The organism is Halpernia sp. (assembly GCF_048269545.1).
Classification (GTDB): Bacteria; Bacteroidota; Bacteroidia; order Flavobacteriales; family Weeksellaceae; genus Halpernia.
On the sequence record NZ_JBLXIJ010000001.1, the window covers coordinates 439,820 to 464,051 of the forward strand.

Sequence of the window (24,232 nt, forward strand, 5' to 3'; positions counted from 1 at the left end):
TCCACAAAAAATTATTTCACTTCCACAAAATTATCTGCCGGATTTACATCTGCCATTCTTTGAGAAAAATCAATTCCTAAAACCGCCAATTGGCTTTTTGTGTAAGGAATTGTAAAAGTGTATTCTCTTTGCGTCCACGGCCAATAAGCCAAACTTTTAAAATCACCATTAATATCTTTTGTCTTAAAAGTTCTAGTTAAATTTAATGGAATTTGATAATTTACAACAGATTTATCTTTTAGCATCACACCAAAATCAATCGGCATCGGAACTTGTCCATTATTTGCTAAAGTTATCGTTGTAGAAGTTGCGTCGTATTGAACATTTTTAATTCCATAATCGATTGTTTTCGTGGTATTAATCCAATAATGATGAAACCATTTTAAATCCATTCCCGAAATATTTTGTGCTATATGAATAAAATCGCGGTCAGTTGGATGTTTCAAATGCCACTGATTGTAATATTCTTTCATTGTTTTTTGTAAATTTTCTTCGCCCATAATGTAACCGAGTTCCACTAAAAAAGTTTCACCTTTCACGTAAGTTGCATAAGTATAAGCTGTTCCATTATCGTGATGATCTCCGAGCCAAACTGCCGGTTCTTCTAATCCAGATTTTGTAAAATTAGCGTAAGCTTTCAACGAATTTATAAAAGGATTTGGTTGTGGAGTTGCAGGTGGAAATAATTGATACATCACGTAAGATTCGGCGTAACTTGTAAAACCTTCGTCCATCCAAGGTCGCATCGCTTCATTAGTTGCGAGCATTTGCTGAAACCAAGAATGAGAACCTTCGTGGAACATTAAGCCACACAAACTTTCTACAGATCTTGCTTCACCTAAAATCATAGTGCACATTCCATATTCCATTCCGCCGTCGCCGCCTTGTATAAAAGAATAAGAAGGATAAACGTAATCACCAAAAGCAGCATTCATCAATTGATAATATTTTTTTATGTAAGGAATTGATTCTTCCCACGCTTTTGTTTTATCCGATTTTTGATAAACTAAATATACTTTTGGACCATTTAAAACGGCAAAGGAATCCACCGTATAATCTGGATCTGCAGCCCAAGCAAAATCTAAAATATTTTTTGCAGTCCAATGCCAATTGACTTTATTATTTTTATCTGCATTAATAGTTGGTGACGCAGAATATCCTTTTACATCAGACGGATTTTCTAAAGTTCCACCTGCACCAATCACATAGTTTTTATCAATTTTAATATTTACATCAAAATCCGCAAATGGTGCATGAAATTCGCGACCGACATAGTCAAAAGTTGCCCATCCGTCATAATCATATTCTGAAATTTTTGGATACCATTGCGTAACAGTCATATCAATTCCTTCGCGGTTATTTCTGCCACTTCTACGGATTTGCATTGGAATATTTGCGTCCCATTCCATGGTGAATTTTGTTGAAGAATTGGGTTTTATATTTTCATCCAAATAAACTTTCATAATGGTTTCTTGAATTTCAAATTTCAAATTTTTTCCATTTTGCTTTATCCAATGAATATTTTGGGCACCTTCTTGATTTTTCGGGATTGAAGCCAAACGAGAAATGCCATTTACATTTAATCTTGAATCTCCAGTTTTACCCCGAAATTGCACACGTTGATCCATCATTGAACCTGGTTTAAACGCATTCCAATATAAATGAAAATAAACCACATTTAATTCGTCAGGAGAATTATTGGTGTATTCTATAGTTTGTTTTCCTTGGTAAGTGTAGTTTTGTGCATCTACATCAATATCCATTTTATATTTGGCGTGTTGTTGATAATAAGCGTTTTGCTGCGCAGAAAATAGTCCGCAAATAAATGTGAGAATTACAAGAAAGGATTTGTTCATATTTAATTTTTTGAAATGGAAAGATAAGAATTTTAGATAAAACTATGCAAAAGAAAAAGCCACTTAGTCTTATAAGAATAAATGGCTTTTTAAATATTTTAAGAATAAAACTTAATAATTTTAAACTGTCTTTTTAGTTTTCGTTTTAAAAATATGTTCTAAAATTCTTAATGTTATAAGATAAGTAGGTTTCACACCAGTCAAGCCCAAACCGCCAGAAGATAATGTAGAACCCGTTTCTAAAGGATTATCTGAAGCGTAATACGCATAAGAAACAGATAAATCTTCTGAAATATGTTTTCTAATTTTACTCGCAACTTGTATTGCTTTTTGATAATGTGCTCCTTCCATTTCCAGACCAATTGCTTTCCAAGAGGTATTCATAAAATAAGTCAAAATATCTTTGTTTTGAAGAGAAGTTCCCAAAACCGTAATCATCGGACCTTCGAAAGCTTTTAAATCGTCGTCTTTGAAATCTTCAAGTTTTAAGACATTATCAAAAATATAATTGTCCGCGGTTCCTTCAAAAATATGTGCGTTTGGAATCATTATGTCGCCTTTTGCACCGGTTAAAATTCCAGCTTTGCCCATAATGTGAATAGATTTTACATTCATTTTGAATTCTTCTTTATTGAATTCAAATGGGCGTAAAAGTTCGTCCATTACTTCAAAAGCTTGTTCACCAAAAGCATAATCAAAAACTAAAACTACATCATCGCCCGTAAATTTGGTGTGTGCGAAAGGAGAGTTTTTTAAATCAATTTTGCTGAGATCAATAATCTGAACATCTATATTACTTCCACTTTGGTCATCAATATAAATTAAACCTTGTTGCAAAGAATAATCAAGAATTTTATCTTGTAAAGTTTTTTTGTTGCTAATTTCTTCATAAAGTTTATAATCAACTTCACCTTTGTGTTTTTTACTAAGCGCATCGTTTGCAAAAAGCATATTTTTTACAGAATGCATGTTTGCAGAAATAATATGAAGTGGTCGATTATGCAAATTATTTCGTGCTAAAATCTCTTTTACATTATTTGCCCATTTTTCACCGAAGTAATGATGACCAACTCTTTCCCGTAAAATTGCACTGAAATGTATTTCGCGTTCTCTTTTTTCTTGGATATCTTCAATGCTTCCTTTTCCGAGATAGTAAATAATTTTAAATAATCGATCAGGATTGTTGTCGTCTCCAAAAGCGTTATAGGCATTTAGAGTTTCATCAAAAGTTCTTCCCAATAAAGAAGACAGATGAATTATTGCAACTTCTTTTTCTTTTCTACTAAATTTCTTTTCGCCCAAAGCAACTTCTTCAATAATTCTCCAAGTTCTAATTGGTCTTCCTCCATCGTGCATTAAAAATCCAAGATTTCTAATTTTATCTGCTTCAATATATAAGAAAGTAAGATGCGTGAGAATATCATAAATCTCAGAACGACCGAGAAGAACTTCAATATTCATTTGATGTTCGTCAATTCTATAACAAAGTCGACGTCTTTTTTTCGGAATTATGGGTTCAAAACTTCCTTTGTCAAAACCTTCATCTGAGGTTAAATGAACAAATGCGGTTTCCTCAATTCCCTCTGGAAGTCTGTCTAAAACATACATTAAACCATCAAGTTCTATTTTATTAGAAACTCCCATTGTTCCGTAGATTTCTGGGTTGATGTTTAGTAATAAACTTCTTAAACTTTCGCCTGAAACACCGCTTGGTTTGTAGAAACCGCGATAAAAAAGATGTCTTAATGTTACATATAAACGTTCGATAGATTCGGTCGTTTCTCTTGCTCTGGATTTTGCCATAAATAAAATTTCACACAAAGATAAGAAATAGATAAAGAATTTTCATCTTTTGTAATGATAATTAATTTTTAGTAATTCTTTTAAATATATACTGAAAATAATTTAACCCCTGTAAATATGTACAATTTTTCCAATTAAATGTATTTTCACAATAATAGCTATTAAAAAAATGGGGGTAAATTAAATTTTGTATTAAAAAATAATATAAATTTGCAGAAAAATATCTTTAAAATGTCAATATTAAGATTTAAAGCATTAGAAACACTTCCGTTCAAAAGCTATAGAAGTGAAAACGCAGTAGATATCCCATGTAAACTTTCAGAATTATTTTGTAAAAATGTATTTTCTGAAGATACAATGCGTGAATATTTAACAAAAGATGCATTCCAATCGATAATGGATGCAATAAAAAAGGGCACTAAAATGCCGCGCCCAATTGCAGATCAAGTTGCAGTAGCAATGAAAGATTGGGCGATGGCAAAAGGTGTAACGCATTATACGCATTGGTTTCAACCATTAACAGGAGCAACTGCAGAAAAACACGATTCATTTTTCACACCAATAGAAGGCGGAAAAGCAATTGAAAGATTTGCAGGAAATTTATTAATTCAGCAAGAACCAGATGCGTCTTCTTTTCCGAATGGTGGAATTAGAAATACTTTTGAAGCAAGAGGTTACACAGCATGGGATCCAACTTCGCCAGCTTTTATAATGGGAACTACACTTTGTATTCCTTCAATATTTATTTCTTACACCGGCGAAACTTTAGATTACAAGGCGCCATTATTGCGTTCACTTCAAGCAGTTGACAAAGCTGCAACCGACGTGATGCAGTATTTTGATAAAAATGTAACAAAAGTAATTCCTACTTTAGGTTGGGAACAAGAATATTTTTTGGTTGATTCTGCTTTGTTTCAATCAAGACCGGATTTGGTTTTAACAGGGAAAACTTTGCTCGGACATTCTCCCGCAAAAGGACAACAATTAGATGATCATTATTTTGGTTCAATTCCGACAAGAGTAATGAACTTTATGAAAGAATTGGAAATTGAATGTATGAAATTGGGAATTCCTGTAACGACGCGTCATAACGAAGTTGCACCAAATCAATTTGAAATGGCTCCGATGTTTGAAGAAGTCAATGTTGCGGTAGATCACAATTCTCTTTTGATGGATGTAATGGCGAGAATTGCGCACAAACATCATTTCCATGTTTTGTTACACGAAAAACCATTTGCGGGAGTGAACGGAAGTGGGAAACATAACAATTGGTCTTTGAGTACAGACACAGGCGAAAATCTTTTAAGTCCAGGAAAAAATCCAAAGAAAAACTTACAATTTTTGACGTTTTTTATTAATACAATAAAAGCCGTAAATGAATATGCAGATTTATTAAGAGCTGGAATTGCTTCTGCAAATAATGACCACAGATTGGGCGCAAATGAAGCGCCACCTGCAATTATTTCTGTTTTTATAGGTTCACAATTGTATTCTGTTTTGTCTGAATTGGAAAAAGTAACGGAAGGAAAATTATCTCCAGATGAAAAAACAGATTTAAAACTAAATGTTGTAGGGAAAATCCCCGAAATTTTACAAGATAATACCGATAGAAACAGAACTTCGCCGTTCGCATTTACTGGAAATAAATTTGAAATTAGAGCAGTCGGTTCTTCTGCAAACTGCGCAGAAACCATGACAATTATGAATTCCATTGCTGCAAAACAATTGATAGATTTTAAAAAAGAAGTTGATGCATTAGTAGAAACAGGACTTAAAAAAGACGAAGCAATTTTTAATGTTTTAAGAGAATATATTAAACAATCTAAAAATATTATGTTTGAAGGTGACGGTTATTCTGGAGATTGGGAAATAGAAGCAAAAAAACGTGGATTGAGTAATCTTAAAACGACACCCGAAGCTTTGAGCAGAGAAATGGATAAGAAATTTGTAGATTTATATGAAGAGCTTGAAGTTTTTACACATCGTGAAGTTGAAGCCAGAAATGAAATAAAATTAGAAAAATATTCTACCGTAATTGATATTGAAGCAAGGGTTTTAGCAGATATTGCCAGAAATCATATTATTCCAAGTGCTTTAAATTATCAAAATCGTTTGATAGAAAATGTAAAAGGTTTAAAAGAAATTTTTGGTGATAAAGATTTTAAAAAACTTGCAAAGGAACAAATGAGTTTGATTGAAAATATTTCTGCAAATGTTTCTACAATTAAATTAGCCGTAGAAGAATTATTAAGAGCCAGAACAGAAGCGCATAAAATTTCAAATGGACAAGAAAGAGCGTTTTATTTCTGTAATAATGTCAAAATTTTATTTGAAAAAATTAGAATTCCTGTAGATGATTTAGAAATGATGGTAGATGATGAACTTTGGCCACTTACAAAATACAGAGAATTATTATTTACAAGGTAATTTAAAATTATAAAACCGCTTCAATCTCTGAAGCGGTTTTTATTTCTGCTAAAAATTGACTTGAAAACCAGCTTTAATTCCGAAACGTGTAATTCCAGGTCGATCTAAATAATTTCCGCGCCAATTAAAATCAACTCGAAGAATACGCAGATTTCCAAAACCGATATTTTCTATTCCAAATCCATATTCATAATAAACATGTTCTGACGGAGCAGAATATTGTATTGAACTTAAATTAATTACTTTCGAAGCATTGCTCAAAGTTCCATAAGCGGCACGAAACAAACCGATTTCACGCAATTTTAATTTTTTAATTAAAGGAATATAAGATAAAATTTTTCCATTAAAATGGTGTTCAATATTGATTGTTGCATAAGAATCGGCTACAAATTCATAGTAATTTAATTGAGAAAAAGTATTTGGAATTAAATTATAAGATTGATTTCCAGGAATTATATTTTGCAAAGCCAAAGGAACAGTATCAAAGTTTTTTCCCAATTCCATATTAACTTTAGATTTCCCCCAAGTTCCGAGTAAAATAGGTTGTGTGTAAAGAAATTGCAGTTTATTATAATTAAAATCCGCATTAAATAAACCTTTCAAACCGCGCGTATATTTTAAAACAAAAGTGGGTGAAAGTGTGGTGTGAGAATATCTGTCTATCCCAGTTTCAGAAAATTTTGCACCTGGATTTGCGATTAAACTTAACGTTAAATGAGAATCATTCACAGTTTTTCGCACTTGATTTTCATTATCCAAATATTTTAAATTAAAAGCTTGATTGTCTGCAGATTTTATACTTTCCAAAGTTCCGTCTATTCTAACTTGAAAATTTTTCCAAGGTTCGATGGAAGTGTAAAAACTGGTTTGATTTACATTGCTCAAAGACACATTATCTCCACGAGAAAATAGGGAAGAAGATGCAAAAGATCGACTCATAATTCCGTCATCGTCGGTTAATCCAACGCCTAATTGCAAAATATCTCGGCGAGTTCCTACGCCAATTTGGAAGCGATTAATTTTATTAAACATATACTTCGCTTCTACGCCGTATTTAAATTGATGATCTTTAAAACCATAAGCGCCATAACCTTGAATTCGCCAATCATCATTTGCAGAAAAATAAGTTCTTGCGCCCAATCTCAAACGATTTCCTTCGATTGCATTATTTCCAAAAATGGAGTACAAATTTCCAATATCTATGGAATGTCCGACGTTATAATAACCCGAAGAAAGCGTTTCATATATTTTTACAAAGCGTTTAAATTTCGGGACTTCTTGCAATTGCGAAAGCATTTTATAAACATTATTTTCGGCGACATTTAAGGAATCTGTGCGGTTTTCTTCCCAGAAAACATCTGATCTTGTTAATTCTTCATTTGTTTTTGGTTCTTTATTTTCAAAAATTTGTTCTGGAATTACTTTATTAAATTGATAATCAGAATAATTAATTGTTCTTTTTGCGAGCATTCCCCGTGCATTTTTATTTTTACTTACCAAAGAAATATCAAATTGAGTGGTGTTTTTGAAAGGTAAAAAAGTATTATCATCGGGATTATCAAATTCTAATTCAGTGAAAATGGCATTCACAAAATTCACGTTCATTTTTTTAGTAGATTTTAGCGAAACTTTTACCACTGCAAAATTATTTTTTGATATAAATAAATCACCCGTAAAAGCCAAAATATCTTTTCTTTTCGGAAAATATTTGATGTGATAACAATCTTCTCCGCGAATGGAAAGACTGTCTATTAAGTTATAATCGTACGTGCTAAAACCGTCTGTAGAAACTGGACTTTGAAAACCAATATTAAAATAATTTAATGTATTGTCATAAATATTGATTTCTTTGTAAAGATTTTTCACCGTCGTCGCCATAATTTGATTGTCTTGAAAACCTGAAGTTTTCTGAGCAACCAATTCTTTCTTCACCTTTTTATGAGGTTGGTTTTCACCATAAATTTTATAAATGGACTCATTGAGAAACATCGGTAAAGATAATTTTCCGTTCGAGGCGGAATCTGCATATTTAAAAATAAAATCTACTTTATTAAAAATTTTACGCTTCATAAAAATACTATCAATATTATTTAAATCAAATTGAATTTTTTCATACTCTTGATATTGATAGGTTTTGTAATTATCTAAACCATTTTTCTTTTTGTGTGCCCAAACTTTTTGCATAATGGCGTAAGCTGGATTTTCCTTTTTGTTTTTATATTTTATGGCTTTTCCTTGTATAATAACTTCCTGAATGTTTTCCACACTTTCTGGCCGCAAAACTATTTTTAAATTTTGTGTGTTTTTTGAAGAAAAATTAACTGTTTTTAGTTGAAATCCTTTTTTCTGAAATCTCAATTTATAAATTAAAGAATCAGAAGAAATTTTAAAATTTCCAGAAGTTACAATTAACGGTTTAGAATTCTCATTAATAAAAATAGAAACTTCGGTTGCCGGTTTTTGTTTTAAAGAATCTAAAATCTCACCACTCACCAGAATTTGGCTGTGAAAAAGAGAAATAAAAAAGAGAAATAAAAAAGTAAAAAAAAACTTAGCGTTGAAATTCTGCGGCATTATCCATTTATGATATGCAAATTTATAAGAAATTGTAATTTAAAAACATTAATTAGCAAATATTAACATAAGTTTTATTTAGATAATGTTTAAATTAAAGTTTAAGACTTCATAAAAACATAAAACAATGATATTTATCTGAAAATGGATATTTAATCAACTGATTTTATTTAAAAAAACAATTAATGAGTAATTTTGTATTGAATTGAAAAAAGCAAATCCATATTATATTTTCGCAGTAGTTAGCTTGGCTTTTCTGCTACTTTCTCAAACTTTTCAAAAGAGTTTAATATTAGCGGATTATGTTTTAAATAGTTCTTCATTTGCAGCTCAATGTATTAATACAAATAAACCAGAATTGCATTGTAACGGTAAATGTCAATTGTCCAAAAAATTGAATGATGTCGATAAAAATCAACCTTTACTTGTAAATGTAAAAGTTATTGATGTAAATTTATTTTGCAAAGAACCTTTTCACTTCGAAGTTCTAAAATTTTCTCAAGAGCGTAATAATTTTTTTGAACAAAATTATTTTAAGAATAACTTTTTTCAAAGACTCTTTTTAAAGCCTCCCATTTCCTAAACTTTCAAATGTATTTTTAAGTTTTTTCTCAAATTGTAAAAATGATTTGAAAAAAATTGTATCAATACTACTGTTTTATTCATCTATATCTTAATCAGTTTTGTTTTTGATTAAAGATAAAGGATGCTGTGTTTTTAAATAAGAAAATTTAGAAAAATTAAGAATGAAAGGATTTAAGAAAATTTTATTTCCGATACTTTTACTTGGAATAAGTAATTTATCGGCACAATTATACACAATTAAAGGACATGTTTATGATTTGGAAAGTCACAAACCTTTGGAAAATGCAAGCATAATCACTTTAAAAGATAGTATTTCTGTAAATACAAATCAAATAGGTTTTTTTGTTTTACAAGTTCCCAAATCATCTGGTATTTTAAAAATTTCCGCTTCTGGATTTACCAATCTTGAAATTAAATTTGAAGGAGGAAAAGATCTTGAAATTCAAATGAAACCAGATGCCACTTTAATTAATGAAGTTAGAATTTCAGGATATGGAACCCATCAAAAAGTTAAAGAAACAGCTGGAGCAATTGCAGTTCTCAGTGGAAAAGAAATACAAAAAGGAAGTGGAATTTCTATGCAAAATGCGATGAATAGTATTCCGGGAGTTCGGATGGATCAGAGCTCTTTGTCGGATGCTAAAATTTCTATTCGTGGTGATGGAGTTCGAGCGCAATACGGAATAAGAGATATTAAAATCTATGTGAATGAAATCCCGCTTACTGAAGTTGATGGAACTTCAAGAATTGAAGGTTTGGATATACACGATTTAGGACAAGCAGAAATAATTAGAGGTCCCGCGTCAAGTATTTATGGAGGTGGAACAGCTGGAGTAATTAATTTTAAATTGGACAGAGCAACCTACCAAGAGGAAAGTTTGGAAGCTTCCGGAACTGTTGGTTCTTTTGGATTATTTCGAGAAGGTTTAATTTATCGAAATGGTTCTAATAAAATGAATAGTTACGTTTCTTTGGGAAATCAATTTTTAAAAGGTTATCGAGATCATAACGAAGATAAACGACAATTTTTCACTGCAAACTTTCAGTTTTTTCCTTCTGAAAAACGCAAAATAACGGTTTTGTTAACTCGCACCAGACAAGAAACTCAGATTGCAGGCGCTTTAACTCAGACGGAAATGAATGAAAATAGACGACAAGCGAGTGTAATTAATTTAGATAAAAAAGCGGGAAGATATCAAACTTGGACAAGAGTTGGTGTTGGACAACAATACGATTTCAATACTCAATTTTCTAACTCAACAAGTATTTACACTTATTTTTACGATTTAAATCACCCACTTCCATACGCTTATATTCGAAATTTTTACCAAAGTTATGGCGGTAGAACTAAATTTGATTACAAATCAAAACTTTTTGGATTAACAACAAATTTTATTTTAGGAGCCGAATTTGCTCGTGCAAATGTAAAAGGAACTCAATTTGTAAATAATCATGGCGAAGAAGGAAATGTAAAAAGTAACAATCAATTAGAAAATACATCTTACTCCTTGTTTATTCAGTCACAAACGAAACTGTCTGGGAAAACCATTTTCACAATTGGTGCAAATTATAGTGGTTTAAAGTATGACATTACAGATTTTCTAAACCCTACATCAACTGGAATTAAAAATTTTAATGGTCAAATTTCACCTCGGATTGCTTTGAGTTATAATTTTGGAGAATTACTTTCACTTCATGGAAGTGTAAGTTGGGGATTTTCACCGCCTACTTCTACAGAAATAAATGATGAAAATGGGTACATTAATAAAAATTTACAAGCACAAAAAGCGGTAAATTATGAGATTAATGCGAAAGGAAATTTATTTCATTCTCGCTTAGCTTATGATTTGTCTTTTTTTAAAATGAAAATCAATGGTGAATTAATCCCGCAAGAAATTCGTCCAGGAATAACGGTTTATAATAATTCTGGGAAAACGAATCATTCCGGAATCGAACTTTCTTTAGCAGGATATATTATTCGTCAAAATGATGATAGAAAAATCAAAATATTGAGAACCAATTTTGCTGCAACTTATTCCCATTTTAGATTTGAAGATTATAAAATAAAAGATAAAAACAATCAAATTTTATCCAATTTTGAAGGTAATCAACTAACTGGAATTGCACCGTGGACTTTCAGCGGAAATATAAGTTTAGAAATACGGAATGGATTCTATAGCGATTTTAATTTTTATTATAGTGATCGATTACCGTTAAATGATGAAAATACGGTTTACAACGCAGCTTGGTCGGTTTCAAATTTTGACATTGGTTATCGTAAATCTTTAGGAAAACAATTTGTTGTTGATCTTTCTGCGGGGTTAGATAATATTTTTAACAAAAAATACAGTTCAAATAATGCAATAAATGCAGTTGGTTACGGAAAGGAACCCGCTTACTTTAATCCATCGCCTGCAAGAAGTTTTTATGCCGGAATAAAAATTAAATATTTACTTACTAAAAATTAAAATAATGAAAAATACAATTCACAGATTCATAGCAATAATATCTTTAATCACCATTTTTCACTCTTGTAATTCGCCCAAAAACAAAGACGAACCGCAATTGATTTCAAATGAAAATAGAAATGCATCCAGTGTTTTTATGACAACAGATTCAAAAAAACAACTAGTAATAAGCTGGATTGAAACTGATAACAACGATATAAAAAGTTTTTATTTTGCAAGATGGGATGTTAAAGAAAATAAGTTTAGTGTGGCTAAAAAAATTCCAATTCCTAATACTGTAAGTACTCATGAAGAAGGAATGCCGAAAATTGCATTTAAAAATGATGGAACAATTTTCGTTTCTTATGAAAGTTCAGTTCCCGTTGCAGGCACAAAATGGGGAAGAACATTGTTAAAATTTATAACATCAAAAGATGACGGAAAAACGTGGAGTAAACCTGCAAATGTTGCAATTAGTTCCGCAAAAATTGCTTCTCAATCTTTTTCTGGATTAGCTCGGATTGGCGATGGTGAAATTGCTGCAGTTTGGTTGGACTCTAATGCAAACCCAAATTTACACACAAGAGTTGTAATGTTTGCAAAAACAAATGCACAAAACACTTTTGATACACCCGTGCAAATTACAACGCGCACTTGTGAATGTTGTAGAGTTGCAGTTAGTGGAAATAAAAATGGACAAATTATTGTGGCTTTTCGGGATTTGTTGGATGGAAATGTTCGAGATATTTCTTCTTCAATCTCAAATGATAATGGTAAAACCTTTCAAGAACCAATAGATTTTAGTAAAGATGGATGGATAATTAATGGATGTCCTCATAACGGACCTTCGATTTCTAATCATGGTTCCAAAAATTTCGCAACATGGTATTCTGGCGCAGATGACGGAGCAATGCACTTTGCTGAATTAGACAGAGATGGTAAAGTTTTGAATAAAAAAATATTAACTAAAAAAGGCAGGTTTGCTCAAATTACACAATTACCAAATGAACAAAGTATTGTAGCGTATAACGTAGAGTTTGAAAAAAGTGGTAAAACTTTTAGTCAAATTATGATTTTAAAAACGAGCGAAAAAAACGCAACTCCAATTAAAGTGGGAAATCCGAAAGGAAATGCAAATTATCCAATGATAGAAGCAATTGATAATCAAAACGTGATTGTTGCATGGCGTGATTCTGATCGTATTTTTTATAAAAAAATATTTCTTTAAAAAAATAAATAAAGAAGAGTTACATTAAACAAATTCCTTCTTAAATATAAATTTGTTTAAAAACAATAAAACCACTATTTTTTCGCTGGTTTTTATTTTTATTATTTTAAATTTATAAAAACCTATTCTTGAAATTATTGTTTTCTTAATTGCTCAAATGTCTGTTCTCTTAGAGAAAAATAACTTTAAAAACTAAACCAAAAAGAATTTTTAAATTAGAAGATTGGAAATTTTAAATTTACTCCACAAAAAAACCACCTACATTTCTGTAAGTGGTTGATTACCTTCGCTCCTCTTCTTGGGCTCGAACCAAGGACCCTCTGATTAACAGTCAGATGCTCTAACCAACTGAGCTAAAGAGGAAGGTTACGTCGTTTTTAACGTGGTGCAAATATAAAAAGTTTTATAATATACACCAAATATTTTTAAGAAATTTTATTAAAATTTTCCCGTTATCCATTTTACAATATCACTTCCAAAAATTAGCGCCATTAAAGCTACTAAAAAAAGGATTCCAACCATTTGTGCATTTTCCAAAACTTTCTGCGTAACTGGTTTTCCTGTAATCATTTCCCATAAAGTGAAAACTACATGACCGCCGTCTAAACCTGGAATCGGGATTAGATTAAGAAAAGCTAACCAAACCGAAAACATGGCGGTGAAACTCCAAAGCGCGCTCCAATTTAAAGTTGTAGGCATTTGTTTGATAATTCCAATTGGTCCAGAAACTTTTTTATAACCTTTTGTAGTGGTATTAAAAACAATCTTGAATTGTTTTATCTGCATTGTTAAAACATCAATTGTTCTTCTCAGTCCGCGTGGAATAGATTCTCCAAAGGTGTAATGTTTCGTGGTAAAAGTTTTAGCGTAATTTTCTTGTGCTAATTTTCCACCTAAAACTACATTCAGTTTTCCATTATTGTTTACTTGTACATCAATTTTTTGCGGAATATTATTTCGTAGAATTTCAACCGAAACAGTTTTGTTTTTATTCTGATTTAATTCCGGCGCCAATTCATCAGAATAATTAATTTTTTTATTATTAATCCCCACGATTTTATCACCCAACATTAAGCCTGCAATTTTAGCGTTACTGTTTGCAGTAAAACTGTCAATTATTGCAGGAGAACGTGTGGCGAAATAACCTCTTGGATCTTCTTGGTTTAGAACATCTGCGACACCATGCTCATTAATAGGGAAAGTAACTTCTTTTCCGTTTCTTAAAACCGTAACTTGGTCTGCAAACAACATATTAATTGTTGAGGTTTCCATTCTTTCCGCAGGTTTTCCATCAATTTTTAGAATAATATCGCCATTTCTTAAACCCATTTTTTGTCCTGCTTCTGAAACTGAAATTCCATTTTGAAATTTATTTAAATCGTGAAAAGATTCTCCGTTGGTATAAGATAAAGCAGAGTAAATAAACCAAGCTAAAAAGAAGTTTACAGTAACTCCTCCAAGCATAATTATCAATCTTTGCCACGCTGGTTTACTTCTGAATTCCCACGGTTGTGCAGGTTTTTTTAATTGTTCAGTATCCATACTTTCATCTATCATTCCTGCAATTTTCACGTAACCGCCGAAAGGCAACCAACCAATTCCATATTCAGTTTCGCCAATTTTTTTTCTAAAAATAGAAAATCCGGGATCAAAAAAAAGATAGAATTTTTCAACTTTGGTTTTAAATAATTTTGCGGGGATAAAATGCCCAAGTTCGTGGAGAATTACAAGTATTGAAATACTTAATATAAATTGAAATAATTGGATTAAAGTCATGGAATTTTTTAAATTAATTTGCAAATATAAGCATTCTAAAAAGCCTATCAATAAAAAAGACTCTCAAAATGAGAGCCTTTCTATTTTAAAATATTAGAATTTTTATAAGTTAAATGAAACACCGATACTTCCGTTGTTACCAGCTTCCAAATATATACCTACGTTTTGATTAAAGTAATATCTTACACCGATGTGAGCGCCAATTCTGAAATCTTTTCCTAAAACACCGACATCAACTCCTGGATAAATGTCCCATTTTGAAGGTAAATTTAAAGGTTTTTGTAAATGTGCATTTAATCTACCAAATACAAAAAAATTATTGTTTTTATTATTATCTTTATAGTCATCAAAATAAATATTTGCACCAGCTCCTACAGATATAATATTGGATAAACCATAATCGTAAGTTCCTGTAATACCGGTTCCATAACCATAACCATTAAATCCTACTTGAATTTTTTGATCTCCTCTTCCTCCCCATGCTTGAGCATAAGTCATTGTACCTGCCAAAAACAGAGCACAGATTAAAGCTAACTTTTTCATAATATTTTTTTTTATTGTTAATTTACTGTTAATCAAAAATGATTCCAACTCTTATAAACATTGAAAAAAAATAAAAAATTTTATTTATCTTTAGTTATATTTACAAATGGATTCTTTAAAAATAAAAGCAATTAATTTTGATATTCAATGGAAGAGCCAACAAAAAAATTTTTTGACTTTGGAAGATATTTTAATTAATGAAAGTGCCGATTTATTCCTTCTTCCAGAAATGTTTTCCACAGGTTTTTGTATGGAAGCCAAAGAAATTGCAGATTCTGAAAGTTTAAATTTAAAATGGATGCAAAAAATAGCAAAAAATAAAAATGCAGCTATTTGCGGAAGTGCTTCAATAAAAGAAAACGGAAAGTTTTACAACCGCTGCTATTTTGTTTTTCCTGATGCTTCTTATAAATTTTACGATAAAAGACATTTGTTTTCCTATTCTGGTGAAGATAAAATATATACAAAAGGAGAGAAAAGAGAAATTTTCATCTATAAAAATTTTAAAATTTTATTACAAGTTTGTTATGATTTAAGATTTCCTGTTTTCTCCAGAAATAAAAATGATTTTGATTTAATTTTATACCTCGCAAACTGGCCTAATTCTAGAATTTCTGCATGGGAAACTTTATTAAAAGCCCGAGCTATTGAAAACCAATCTTTTGTTTTTGGTTTAAATAGAATGGGTACAGACGGAAATAATCTTATTTATCCCGAAAGTTCTTATTGTTTTGATGCGGAAGGAAATGTAATTTCTAGTGTTTCCAAACAAATAGTTTCTGCTGAATTAAATTTAAATGAACTCGAAAATTTTAGACAAAAGTTTCCGTTTTTAAAAGATGGCGATGATTTTAAAATTCTTTAAAACCAACAATTTTTTAAACCACAAAAGGAACAAAAGTTTTGTGATTGCTAAAGCTTAAATTATTTTGTTTTAAAGTTCAAAAAAGAACACTTCAGTTTTAAAAAAGTGTAAAAACCTTTGCTCTAATTGCGAAAAATCTTAGTGACTTGGCGTGAAAATGAAAATCTATACCGAATAATTCGGAGCTTCTTGTGTAATAATCACATCGTGTGGATGTGATTCTTTCAAACCATTTCCTGTAATCTGAACCATTTTAGAATCTCGTTGTAAACTTTCTATATTTTTTGTTCCACAATAACCCATTCCTGCGCGTAATCCACCTGTTAATTGAAATATCACTTCTTGTAATTTTCCTTTGTGAGAAACTCGTCCTTCAATTCCTTCTGGTACAAATTTTTTGGCTTCACTTTGAAAATAACGTTCTTTTCCGCCGCGTTTCATCGCCGCCAAACTTCCCATTCCTTGATAAGATTTGTATTTTCTGCCTTGTAATAAAATTTCTTCACCTGGCGCTTCATCAGTTCCTGCTAAAAGTGAACCAAGCATTACAGCATTTGCGCCACTTGCAATCGCTTTTACAATATCGCCAGATAATTTTATTCCGCCGTCTGCAATTACTGCGACATTATATTTCTTAGCTTTCTCAAATACATTATAAATAGCAGAAAGTTGTGGAACGCCAACTCCCGCAACAACTCTGGTTGTACAAATAGAACCAGGACCCACGCCAACTTTTAAAATATTTGCACCTGCTTTTATTAAATCTTCAGCAGCTTCTGCGGTTACAATATTTCCACCAACAATATCTAAATCGGGAAAATTCTTTCTAATTTCTTTTACTTTATTTAAAACACCTGCAGAATGTCCGTGTGCAGAATCAACTGCAATAATATCAACTCCAACATTTACCAAAGCCTGAACACGATCCATTGTGTCTTCACCAATTCCGACGCCTGCACCGACAATTAATCTTCCTTTTTCATCTTTGTTCGCGTCTGGATATTCTAATTGATTATCAATATCTTTTATAGTAATTAAACCTACCAATCTGTTCTCAGAATCTACAATTGGAAGTTTTTCTACACGATTTTTTAATAAAATTTGTTTGGCGGTTTCTAAAGTGGCACTCTTATCGGAAGTTATAATGTTTTCTTTCGTCATTAATTCTTCCACTTTCATTTCCAAGTTTTCTTGGTATTTTACATCTCTGTTTGTAATAATTCCAATTAATTTATGATCAGAATCTACAACCGGTAAACCAGAAATTTTAAAATTTTCCATTAAGAGTTTGGCATCTTTTAATGTGTGGTTTTTCGTTAAAGTGACGGGGTCGGAAATCATTCCATTTTCTGAACGTTTCACACGATTTACTTGTGCAGCTTGTTCTTCAATAGACATATTTTTATGAATAAAACCTAAACCACCAACTCTTGCTAAAGCAATTGCCATTTCTGCTTCCGTAACTGTATCCATTGCCGCAGAAACTATAGGAACATTTAGAGTGATTTTATCAGAAAGACGAGATTTTAAAGAAACTTGTGAAGGTAAAACCTCGGAAAATGATGGAATTAGAAGCACGTCATCAAAAGTGATGGCTGTCTCTACGATTTTTGTGTGTATGGACATCTTTACTTTCTGTGCAAAATTAAAGTTTTTTGAAAGAATATGAAAGTGAATGAAGATAAAAATTTAAATCATTTTAATCTTGGTTGGAATAAATTTTGTAACTCATCTAAAAAAAATATTATGGAAAAGCCAAAACCAATGTTAACGATGAGCCAAGTGATGAATAAACTTGCACAAAAAGGTATTGTAAAAGAGTTTAGCATGAATAATAAAGGTGAAGTTTGTCTGACTGATTTTGAAAAAAATTACCAACCTTCAGATTTAAAAATTTTAAAATCTTTCCGTTTTGAAGGAGATTCTAATCCAGCGGATGAAGCTGTACTTTATGTTGCAGAAGATAAAGAAGGAAACAAAGGAATGATTATAGATTCTTATGGAGCAGAAAGCAACTATCCAGGAGATAGATTTGATAAATTTTTACGAGATATTCCAGTAAATGAAAGTGATGAATATAATTTTCAAGAATAGAATTTCTAAAAAAAAAAATAAAAAAGGCTTCGTTTTGGAGCCTTTTTTGTGTTTATGAATTTGGTTTTAACCAACCCAATTCACCATAATGTTTTTTGAATTTTGCAATTTTTGGTCCAATAACAACGCTACAATAGGGTTGCTGCGGATTTTTATCATAATAATTTTGATGGTATTTTTCTGCAGGATAAAATTTCACAAATGGGACGATTTGAGTAAAATATTTACCGCTATATTTTCCAGATTTTTCAGAAATTTTCATCGCTTCTTCCGTTTCTTTTTTCTGTTTTTCATTGCTGTAGAAAACCACAGATCTGTATTGTGTTCCTACATCTGCACCTTGTCTGTTAAGCGTTGTAGGATCATGAAGAAAGAAAAAAATATCCATTATTTGTTGATAAGAAATAACCTTTGGATCAAAGCCAATTCTTACTACTTCGGCGTGACCAGTTTCTCCTGTAGAAACTTGTTCATAAGTTGGGTTTGCTACAAAACCGCCAGAATAACCCGAAATTACAGATTCTATTCCTTTTACAGATTCTAAAGGCGCTTCAACGCACCAAAAACAGCCGCCACCAAGAGTTACATATTCTAAATTTGGTTTGTCAGCTGGCTCATTTGCCATTTGTGATGTGCTGCTTTCTTTTCCTTGTCCATTACAAGAAACAAGAAAAAAAGCCAATATAAGTGTGAGAAAATTTTTCATTTTAATATTTAAATAATTACTAAAATTAGATACGATTTTAGTGTTAAAAGAGATTGCAAAAGCAATTGCAAATTTAGTGCTATAAATAAATGCTAAAATTAAATTTACTAAGAATTTATTTGCGGCGGTTGTGTGTAATTATTTTCCCAAACCAACGCACTTGCTCCTAAAATAGCCGCATCTGCCTCATCTAACTCACTGAAAACTAGTTTTACTTTATTTCTAAAAATTGGTAAAAGATTTCTTTCCATGTGTAGTTTGGTAGGTTTTAAAATAAAATCGCCGGCTTTTATAACGCCACCGAAAAGCAAAATAGCTTCAGGTGAAGAAAACATTACAAAATTGGCTAAAGCTTCACCTAATTTTTGTCCTGTATATCGAAAAACTTCAATGGCAATTGCATCGCCTTTTTTTGCACATTCAAAAACAATTTTGGAATTTATTTCGTCTTCGGGATAATTATTTAGTAAGGAATTAGGAAATTCTACTCGCATTTTTTTTGCAGTAATTGCAATCCCTGTTGCAGATGCATACGCTTCTAAAGAGCCTTCAGAACCTGTACTCCAATGTTTTCTTCCGCCCGGTTTTACAATAGTGTGACCGAGTTCACCGGCAAAACCGTCGTGTCCATAAATTAAATTTCCGCCACAAACAATCCCACTTCCGACGCCAGTTCCTAAAGTCATCATTATAAAATCTTTCATTCCACGCGCTGCGCCGTAAAGCATTTCGCCTAAAGCTGCTGCATTTGCATCGTTTGTAATTTTACAATTTGCACCAAATTTTTTTGACATCATTTCTGCAAATGGAATTACGCCTTTCCATCGTAAATTGGGCGCATCTTCTATCGTACCTTTATAATAATTAGCATTTGGTGCACCAATTCCGATGCCTTCAAACTCACGGTCTTTGCAACATTTATCTATGAGAGGTTTAATTTCTTTATATAATTCATTAATAAAATCTTCTACTTTTTCAAAGTCTTCGGTTTTCAAACGACCACGTTCTAAAATTTCTCCGCGGTGGTTTACTAAACCGAATTTGGTATTTGTTCCGCCGATATCAATTCCAAGCGCAACTTGTTTTGAGAGATTTAATAATGACATAAAATTTTTAATTTTTCGAAAATGAAAGTTACTAAAAAAATCGATTTCAAAAGTTAAAAGAAAAAACTTCTTTGAAAAAACTCCTCCAAAAAGGAAGAGTTTAAAAATAGATAGCTTTTAATATTTAAATATTAAACTTCAATTAATGTTTTCAGTAGTATTTTAGTCTTGGGGAAATCCCAAATTAATAAATAAATATTGGCAAGTAACATTAGACTTACGATTATCGGAGTTCCAATGAAATTCATTCCTACAACAATAATTAAAATATTAATTACAATCGGTAAATAAAGAACGGCGCCTAAAAAAGAGGTACGAGGAATTAATAATAAAACAGCTGCTAAAACTTGAACAAAACTAAGAAAATTCCAGTAAAATCCAGATCTATATAGTGCTTCAAAAAAGAAACCTATCGGATTTTCTATTCCCATAGTTGTAAATCTTAGTCCCAAAAGCTTTTTTTAACCGGAAGGTAGAAACGCCAAAACAAGGAGAAATCTTGTAAACCAAGTAAATAAAATAAAAATTTTATGTGATTTTATAATTGAGTAAACTTTCTGAATCATAGTAATTTGTTTTTTACTTTGACGAATTTTTCTCTTTTTTGTTACAATCTATTTTGCAATTGCTTTTCTGTGCTTATGAAGATTATTTTTTTTAGATTTTTTTCTTCTTCCCCACCAAATCAAAAATCCAGTAATTGGTAAAGAAGCTATCATCAAACTTCCAATAAAAGCAATAATTTTTGTGGGTAATCCTAAAATTTCTCCCACGTGAATATCATAATTTGCAGCTACCGTTTTCTCTCCAAAATTTTTGTCTTTGTCATCATGACGATGTAAGAGTTTGCCGGAATTTTCGTCAAAAATCAAACTGCTGCTTTTGTGATAAGAGTAAGAAAGGTGCTGTACAAAAACCTCATAATTTGGGTGAGAATGATCATCTAAATGCGGATGTCCTAAATCTAAACTAAAAGCGTAAGAATTGGGATAAAGTTTTTGCACAGTTTTGGAAATTTTATCAATCGTAAAAGGCGTTCGTTCTTCTATAGGCGCAGTTGTTGTAATTTTAGAGAAATCTGGGTAAACTGTAGAACCACCAGAAAATGTAAAATAAATAAATGCTTGAACTACAAAAAACGCATAAAATAATCCGGTAATACTCATTATTAAGCCAAAAACAGAAGCATAAAACCCAAGGACATTGTGTAAATCATAATTTTTTCTTTTCCAGCTTTTTACATTTTTCCAGTCAAATTTAAATCTTTGTTTTCTTCCAGCTTTATTTTTCGGCCACCACAAAATTATTCCTGTAATAGACATGAAAATAAAAATAATAACTGGAATTCCTGTTAGATATTTTCCCCAGCTTTCTTTTAAAAGATAACTCCAATGTATCATTTTAACAATATTAAAAAAGCCATTTTTAATATCGTAAGTTCCTAAAACTTTTCCCGTGTAAGGATTAACGTAAGCTGATTTGTAAATAGGATATTCATCAAAATAATTCCAAGCACTTTCATTGTGCTCATACCAAAAAAATTGATAAGATCTGGTTTTGTCTAAAGGAATTTGAACCCAATGAATTGGATAATTTTCATGTGTTTGCGCGTTGATTTTTTTCTCTAAAACGCTAAGTGGAAGTACACTTTTTTGATCAATATTTTGCTCGTGGTGAAATATATATTCTTTTAAAGTATAACTCTCAATCTCATCTTTAAAAACATAAAGTGAACCAGTTATTGAAATTATGAAAATTAGAAAACCAATCCCAAGACCAAACCAAAGATGTAGTTTACCAATCCATTTTTTAAATCCTGATTTTTTGTTATTTTTCTTTATGTTTTTCATTCTCTATAAAAATTGTAAAAAGTTGACGGTTTTTAATCCGCCAACTTTCAATGAAAAATTAATTAATTTAATACTAAAATTTTACGGTAAAACTGCCTAAAATATTTCTTAAATCTTGAGCGTTTGCCGTGGTGTAACCGTTCCAGTAATATTCATTTGTTAAATTATCTACTTTTACACCAATTCTAAATTTTTTAGTATCATAAAAAGCATTTGCATTTAAAACTAAATATTTGGGTAGAATGAAAGTTCCCATAGAAACTGAATTCATTATTTTGTTATCACTTGCATAATTTCCACCAAAGCCAAAACCTAAACCTTTTAAGTTTCCGTCAAGAAATTGGTAACTCGCATTTAAATTTACCAACCAAGGTGAAGAAGCGGTTGTCGGTCTTCTTCCAATTACATCTGCATCGGCTTCTGTATATTTCATATTATTATAACTTACGCCTCCAATCATTGAAAATCCTTTTAATAAATAAGCGTTTATTTCTAATTCTGCACCTTTGCTTACTAAAGATCCGGCTTGGTTTTGTACCGCTTGTCCGCCGCTTGTAAATTGGCCTGTTCCGAGTAAAGTGTTGCTAACTTTAATATCATAATAACTTAAAGTGGCGTTTACTTTTCCCATAAAAAGATTGGTTTTAAAACCGCCTTCAAACTGGTTTGCTCTTTCTGGATCTGAAAGTAAAATATTTCCTGCTGTATTTGAAGTATAATAGCCGTTGCTTTTAAAACTGTTTTGATAATTTCCAAAAACAGAAAATTTATTTGGAACAATTTGATAAACAACACCAAATTTTGGAGACCACGCAGATTGTGAATAACTATCTGCAATTGCTTGTCCAACTTTACCGCCTAAAGCATCTACATTTTCATAACGAATTGCAACCAAAATATTTAATCCAGAAATAGGTGTAAAAACATTTGAAATATAACCGCTATAAAAATTTGTTTTTCCAGTTATTGGATAAGTATTATTTGCAGCAAAATCATAACCCGGTGTATTTCTTAAATTATTATAAACTGTAGCCATTGAAGTGGCGTTGAAATTAGAATAATTTCCTCCTTGAAGTGGAACTTGATCAAAATTGGAGAAAATAAATAGTTGATTGTCATTTTTTTGTAAATAGTCAAAACCTGCAACAGTTCTGTTTCTCATATTTCCAAATTTATAATCGAAATTAAAATTTTGCTGTATTTGAAAATATTTACTTGTGCTATTTTCAGTAGATTGATCTGCTCGTACTAAACTAATTGTAGGATCTGTAGCGGAAGTTGGAGCTAAATAAAAATACGGATTAAAACCATTTGAATAAGAATATGATGTATTTATATTGGAAGAAGAAGTAATATGATCATTAATTTTATAATTAACTTGACCAAATAAATTTCTAACTTTTGCAACTGTTTTTAAACCTTTCCCGATATAAGATTGTTTGTAATCATAACCGAAATTTGCAGCTTCTTTAAAATTATCAAAACCCAAAGTGGAGGCTGGAAAATAGAAAAAGATTCCAGTTTCTGGAGATGCATTTGTTCTAAACATTTCAAACTCTGCATTAATTTCTAATTTATCATTTGGTTTGTAAGTAATTGCGGGAGTGAAAGCATAATATTCATTTTTTGCATCTTTTATTTGAAAAGTTCCTGTGTTTGTGTACGCAGAATTTAAACGGAATAATAATTTTTTATCTTGTGTTAAAGGTGCATTTACATCTGCTTGAACTCTGTAATAATTATTACTTCCGCCAATTAATGCAATGTTTCCGCCAAAAGTATCAAATGGTTTTTTTGTAACTCTATTCACAACGCCGCCGTAAGAAGTTGCGTTACTTCCGAATAAAGTTGCAGAAGGACCTTTTAGAACCTCCACTTTTTCAATGTTAATTGCGTCCATAGAAGTTGAAACAGGTGCAACCAAACCGTTTCTCATTGAGCTTCCAGAAACAAAACCACGCATATTTATAAAAGTTCCGCCGTCACCAGATCTGCTTGTAGCACTCCACATTCTTTGCACTCCCGTTACATTTCGGAATGCATCATCTACGTTTAAAATTAATTGATTTTGCAGTACGTCTTTGTCTATGCTTGAATAAACCTGCGGGTCTTCAATAGCTTTTAAAGGCATTTTGTTAGTAGAACTACTTTCTTTTTTGATGTATGTATTGATAATAATTTCATCAATATTTTTTGTGTTTGTGGAATCTGTTTTTTGTGCGAAGGTTAAAAAACCGGCTAAAAGAGTGATAGAAAGAGTTGTCTTCTTCATTGTTGAATAATTTTTTCACAAATGTAAATTATTTTTAATTATTCTAAATAAGAATATGACTGAAATCATAAAATATTTAATAAAAAAAGCCGACTAGAAA

The 24,232-nt window shown here is 31.2% G+C and carries 16 protein-coding genes and 1 tRNA gene; 5 read left to right on the forward strand and 12 right to left on the reverse strand.

All coding sequences use genetic code 11. The features are described 5' to 3' along the window. Positions 1 to 11 precede the first annotated feature (11 nt). Together ACN0WB_RS02000 and ACN0WB_RS02005 are read right to left on the reverse strand one after the other, a co-directional pair. Positions 12 to 1,856 carry a M1 family metallopeptidase gene (locus ACN0WB_RS02000; protein WP_417428312.1) on the reverse strand — a complete coding sequence of 615 codons (1,845 nt, stop codon included), beginning with the start codon at positions 1,854 to 1,856 and terminating at the stop codon, positions 12 to 14. Positions 1,857 to 1,976: 120 nt separating this feature from the next. Continuing rightward, complete coding sequence (locus ACN0WB_RS02005) at positions 1,977 to 3,659, reverse strand: DUF6909 family protein (protein ID WP_417428314.1); 1,683 nt, start codon at positions 3,657 to 3,659, stop codon at positions 1,977 to 1,979. A gap of 231 nt (positions 3,660 to 3,890) precedes the next feature. Between ACN0WB_RS02005 and ACN0WB_RS02010 the strand changes: the two genes are divergently transcribed. After that, positions 3,891 to 6,086, forward strand: a complete 2,196-nt coding sequence (locus ACN0WB_RS02010; RefSeq protein WP_417428316.1) for a glutamine synthetase III — start codon at positions 3,891 to 3,893, stop codon at positions 6,084 to 6,086. A 48-nt stretch (positions 6,087 to 6,134) separates the two neighbouring features. On the opposite strand, the gene ACN0WB_RS02015 is transcribed toward ACN0WB_RS02010, so the two are convergent. Continuing rightward, entirely contained in the window at positions 6,135 to 8,660 is a 2,526-nt protein-coding gene (locus tag ACN0WB_RS02015) for a DUF5686 family protein (protein WP_417428318.1), read from the reverse strand. Between the two features lie 746 nt (positions 8,661 to 9,406). Between ACN0WB_RS02015 and ACN0WB_RS02020 the strand changes: the two genes are divergently transcribed. Next, positions 9,407 to 11,713, forward strand: a complete 2,307-nt coding sequence (locus ACN0WB_RS02020) for a TonB-dependent receptor (RefSeq protein WP_417428320.1) — start codon at positions 9,407 to 9,409, stop codon at positions 11,711 to 11,713. A gap of 4 nt (positions 11,714 to 11,717) precedes the next feature. Continuing rightward, complete coding sequence (locus ACN0WB_RS02025) at positions 11,718 to 12,920, forward strand: sialidase family protein (protein WP_417428322.1); 1,203 nt, start codon at positions 11,718 to 11,720, stop codon at positions 12,918 to 12,920. A 289-nt stretch (positions 12,921 to 13,209) separates the two neighbouring features. Here ACN0WB_RS02025 and ACN0WB_RS02030 read toward each other — a convergent pair. The 3 genes from ACN0WB_RS02030 to ACN0WB_RS02040 form a co-directional block, all read right to left on the reverse strand. After that, positions 13,210 to 13,283: transfer RNA gene (locus tag ACN0WB_RS02030), tRNA-Asn, on the reverse strand. A 75-nt stretch (positions 13,284 to 13,358) separates the two neighbouring features. Further along, the gene (gene rseP, locus ACN0WB_RS02035) at positions 13,359 to 14,696 is read right to left on the reverse strand and encodes an RIP metalloprotease RseP (RefSeq protein WP_417428324.1); all 1,338 of its coding nucleotides are present in this window, start codon (positions 14,694 to 14,696) and stop codon (positions 13,359 to 13,361) included. Positions 14,697 to 14,798: 102 nt separating this feature from the next. Further along, positions 14,799 to 15,239 (reverse strand): DUF6646 family protein, encoded by a 441-nt coding sequence (locus tag ACN0WB_RS02040; protein ID WP_417428326.1) that lies wholly within the window; start codon positions 15,237 to 15,239, stop codon positions 14,799 to 14,801. Between the two features lie 106 nt (positions 15,240 to 15,345). On the opposite strand from ACN0WB_RS02040, the gene ACN0WB_RS02045 reads away from it, so the two are divergent. Further along, positions 15,346 to 16,104, forward strand: coding sequence for a nitrilase-related carbon-nitrogen hydrolase (locus ACN0WB_RS02045; RefSeq protein WP_417428328.1), 759 nt, complete (start codon positions 15,346 to 15,348; stop codon positions 16,102 to 16,104). A gap of 165 nt (positions 16,105 to 16,269) precedes the next feature. On the opposite strand, the gene guaB is transcribed toward ACN0WB_RS02045, so the two are convergent. After that, the gene (gene guaB / locus ACN0WB_RS02050) at positions 16,270 to 17,730 is read right to left on the reverse strand and encodes an IMP dehydrogenase (RefSeq protein WP_417428330.1); all 1,461 of its coding nucleotides are present in this window, start codon (positions 17,728 to 17,730) and stop codon (positions 16,270 to 16,272) included. 120 nt (positions 17,731 to 17,850) lie between these two features. On the opposite strand from guaB, the gene ACN0WB_RS02055 reads away from it, so the two are divergent. Next, a complete protein-coding gene (locus tag ACN0WB_RS02055) occupies positions 17,851 to 18,198 on the forward strand; it encodes a hypothetical protein (RefSeq protein ID WP_417428332.1) in 348 nt (115 codons plus the stop codon). 52 nt (positions 18,199 to 18,250) lie between these two features. Here the strand turns inward: ACN0WB_RS02055 and msrA are convergent, their stop codons facing one another. The 5 genes from msrA to ACN0WB_RS02080 form a co-directional block, all read right to left on the reverse strand. After that, positions 18,251 to 18,904, reverse strand: coding sequence for a peptide-methionine (S)-S-oxide reductase MsrA (msrA, locus tag ACN0WB_RS02060; protein ID WP_417428334.1), 654 nt, complete (start codon positions 18,902 to 18,904; stop codon positions 18,251 to 18,253). Positions 18,905 to 19,011: 107 nt separating this feature from the next. Next, on the reverse strand, positions 19,012 to 20,010 hold the full coding sequence (locus tag ACN0WB_RS02065; RefSeq protein WP_417428336.1) for an ROK family protein: 999 nt from the start codon (positions 20,008 to 20,010) through the stop codon (positions 19,012 to 19,014). A gap of 131 nt (positions 20,011 to 20,141) precedes the next feature. Continuing rightward, positions 20,142 to 20,462, reverse strand: a complete 321-nt coding sequence (locus tag ACN0WB_RS02070; protein ID WP_417428338.1) for a hypothetical protein — start codon at positions 20,460 to 20,462, stop codon at positions 20,142 to 20,144. Between the two features lie 162 nt (positions 20,463 to 20,624). Further along, complete coding sequence (locus tag ACN0WB_RS02075; protein WP_417428340.1) at positions 20,625 to 21,860, reverse strand: PepSY-associated TM helix domain-containing protein; 1,236 nt, start codon at positions 21,858 to 21,860, stop codon at positions 20,625 to 20,627. A 73-nt stretch (positions 21,861 to 21,933) separates the two neighbouring features. Then, positions 21,934 to 24,132, reverse strand: a complete 2,199-nt coding sequence (locus tag ACN0WB_RS02080; protein ID WP_417428341.1) for a TonB-dependent siderophore receptor — start codon at positions 24,130 to 24,132, stop codon at positions 21,934 to 21,936. Positions 24,133 to 24,232: the final 100 nt, after the last annotated feature.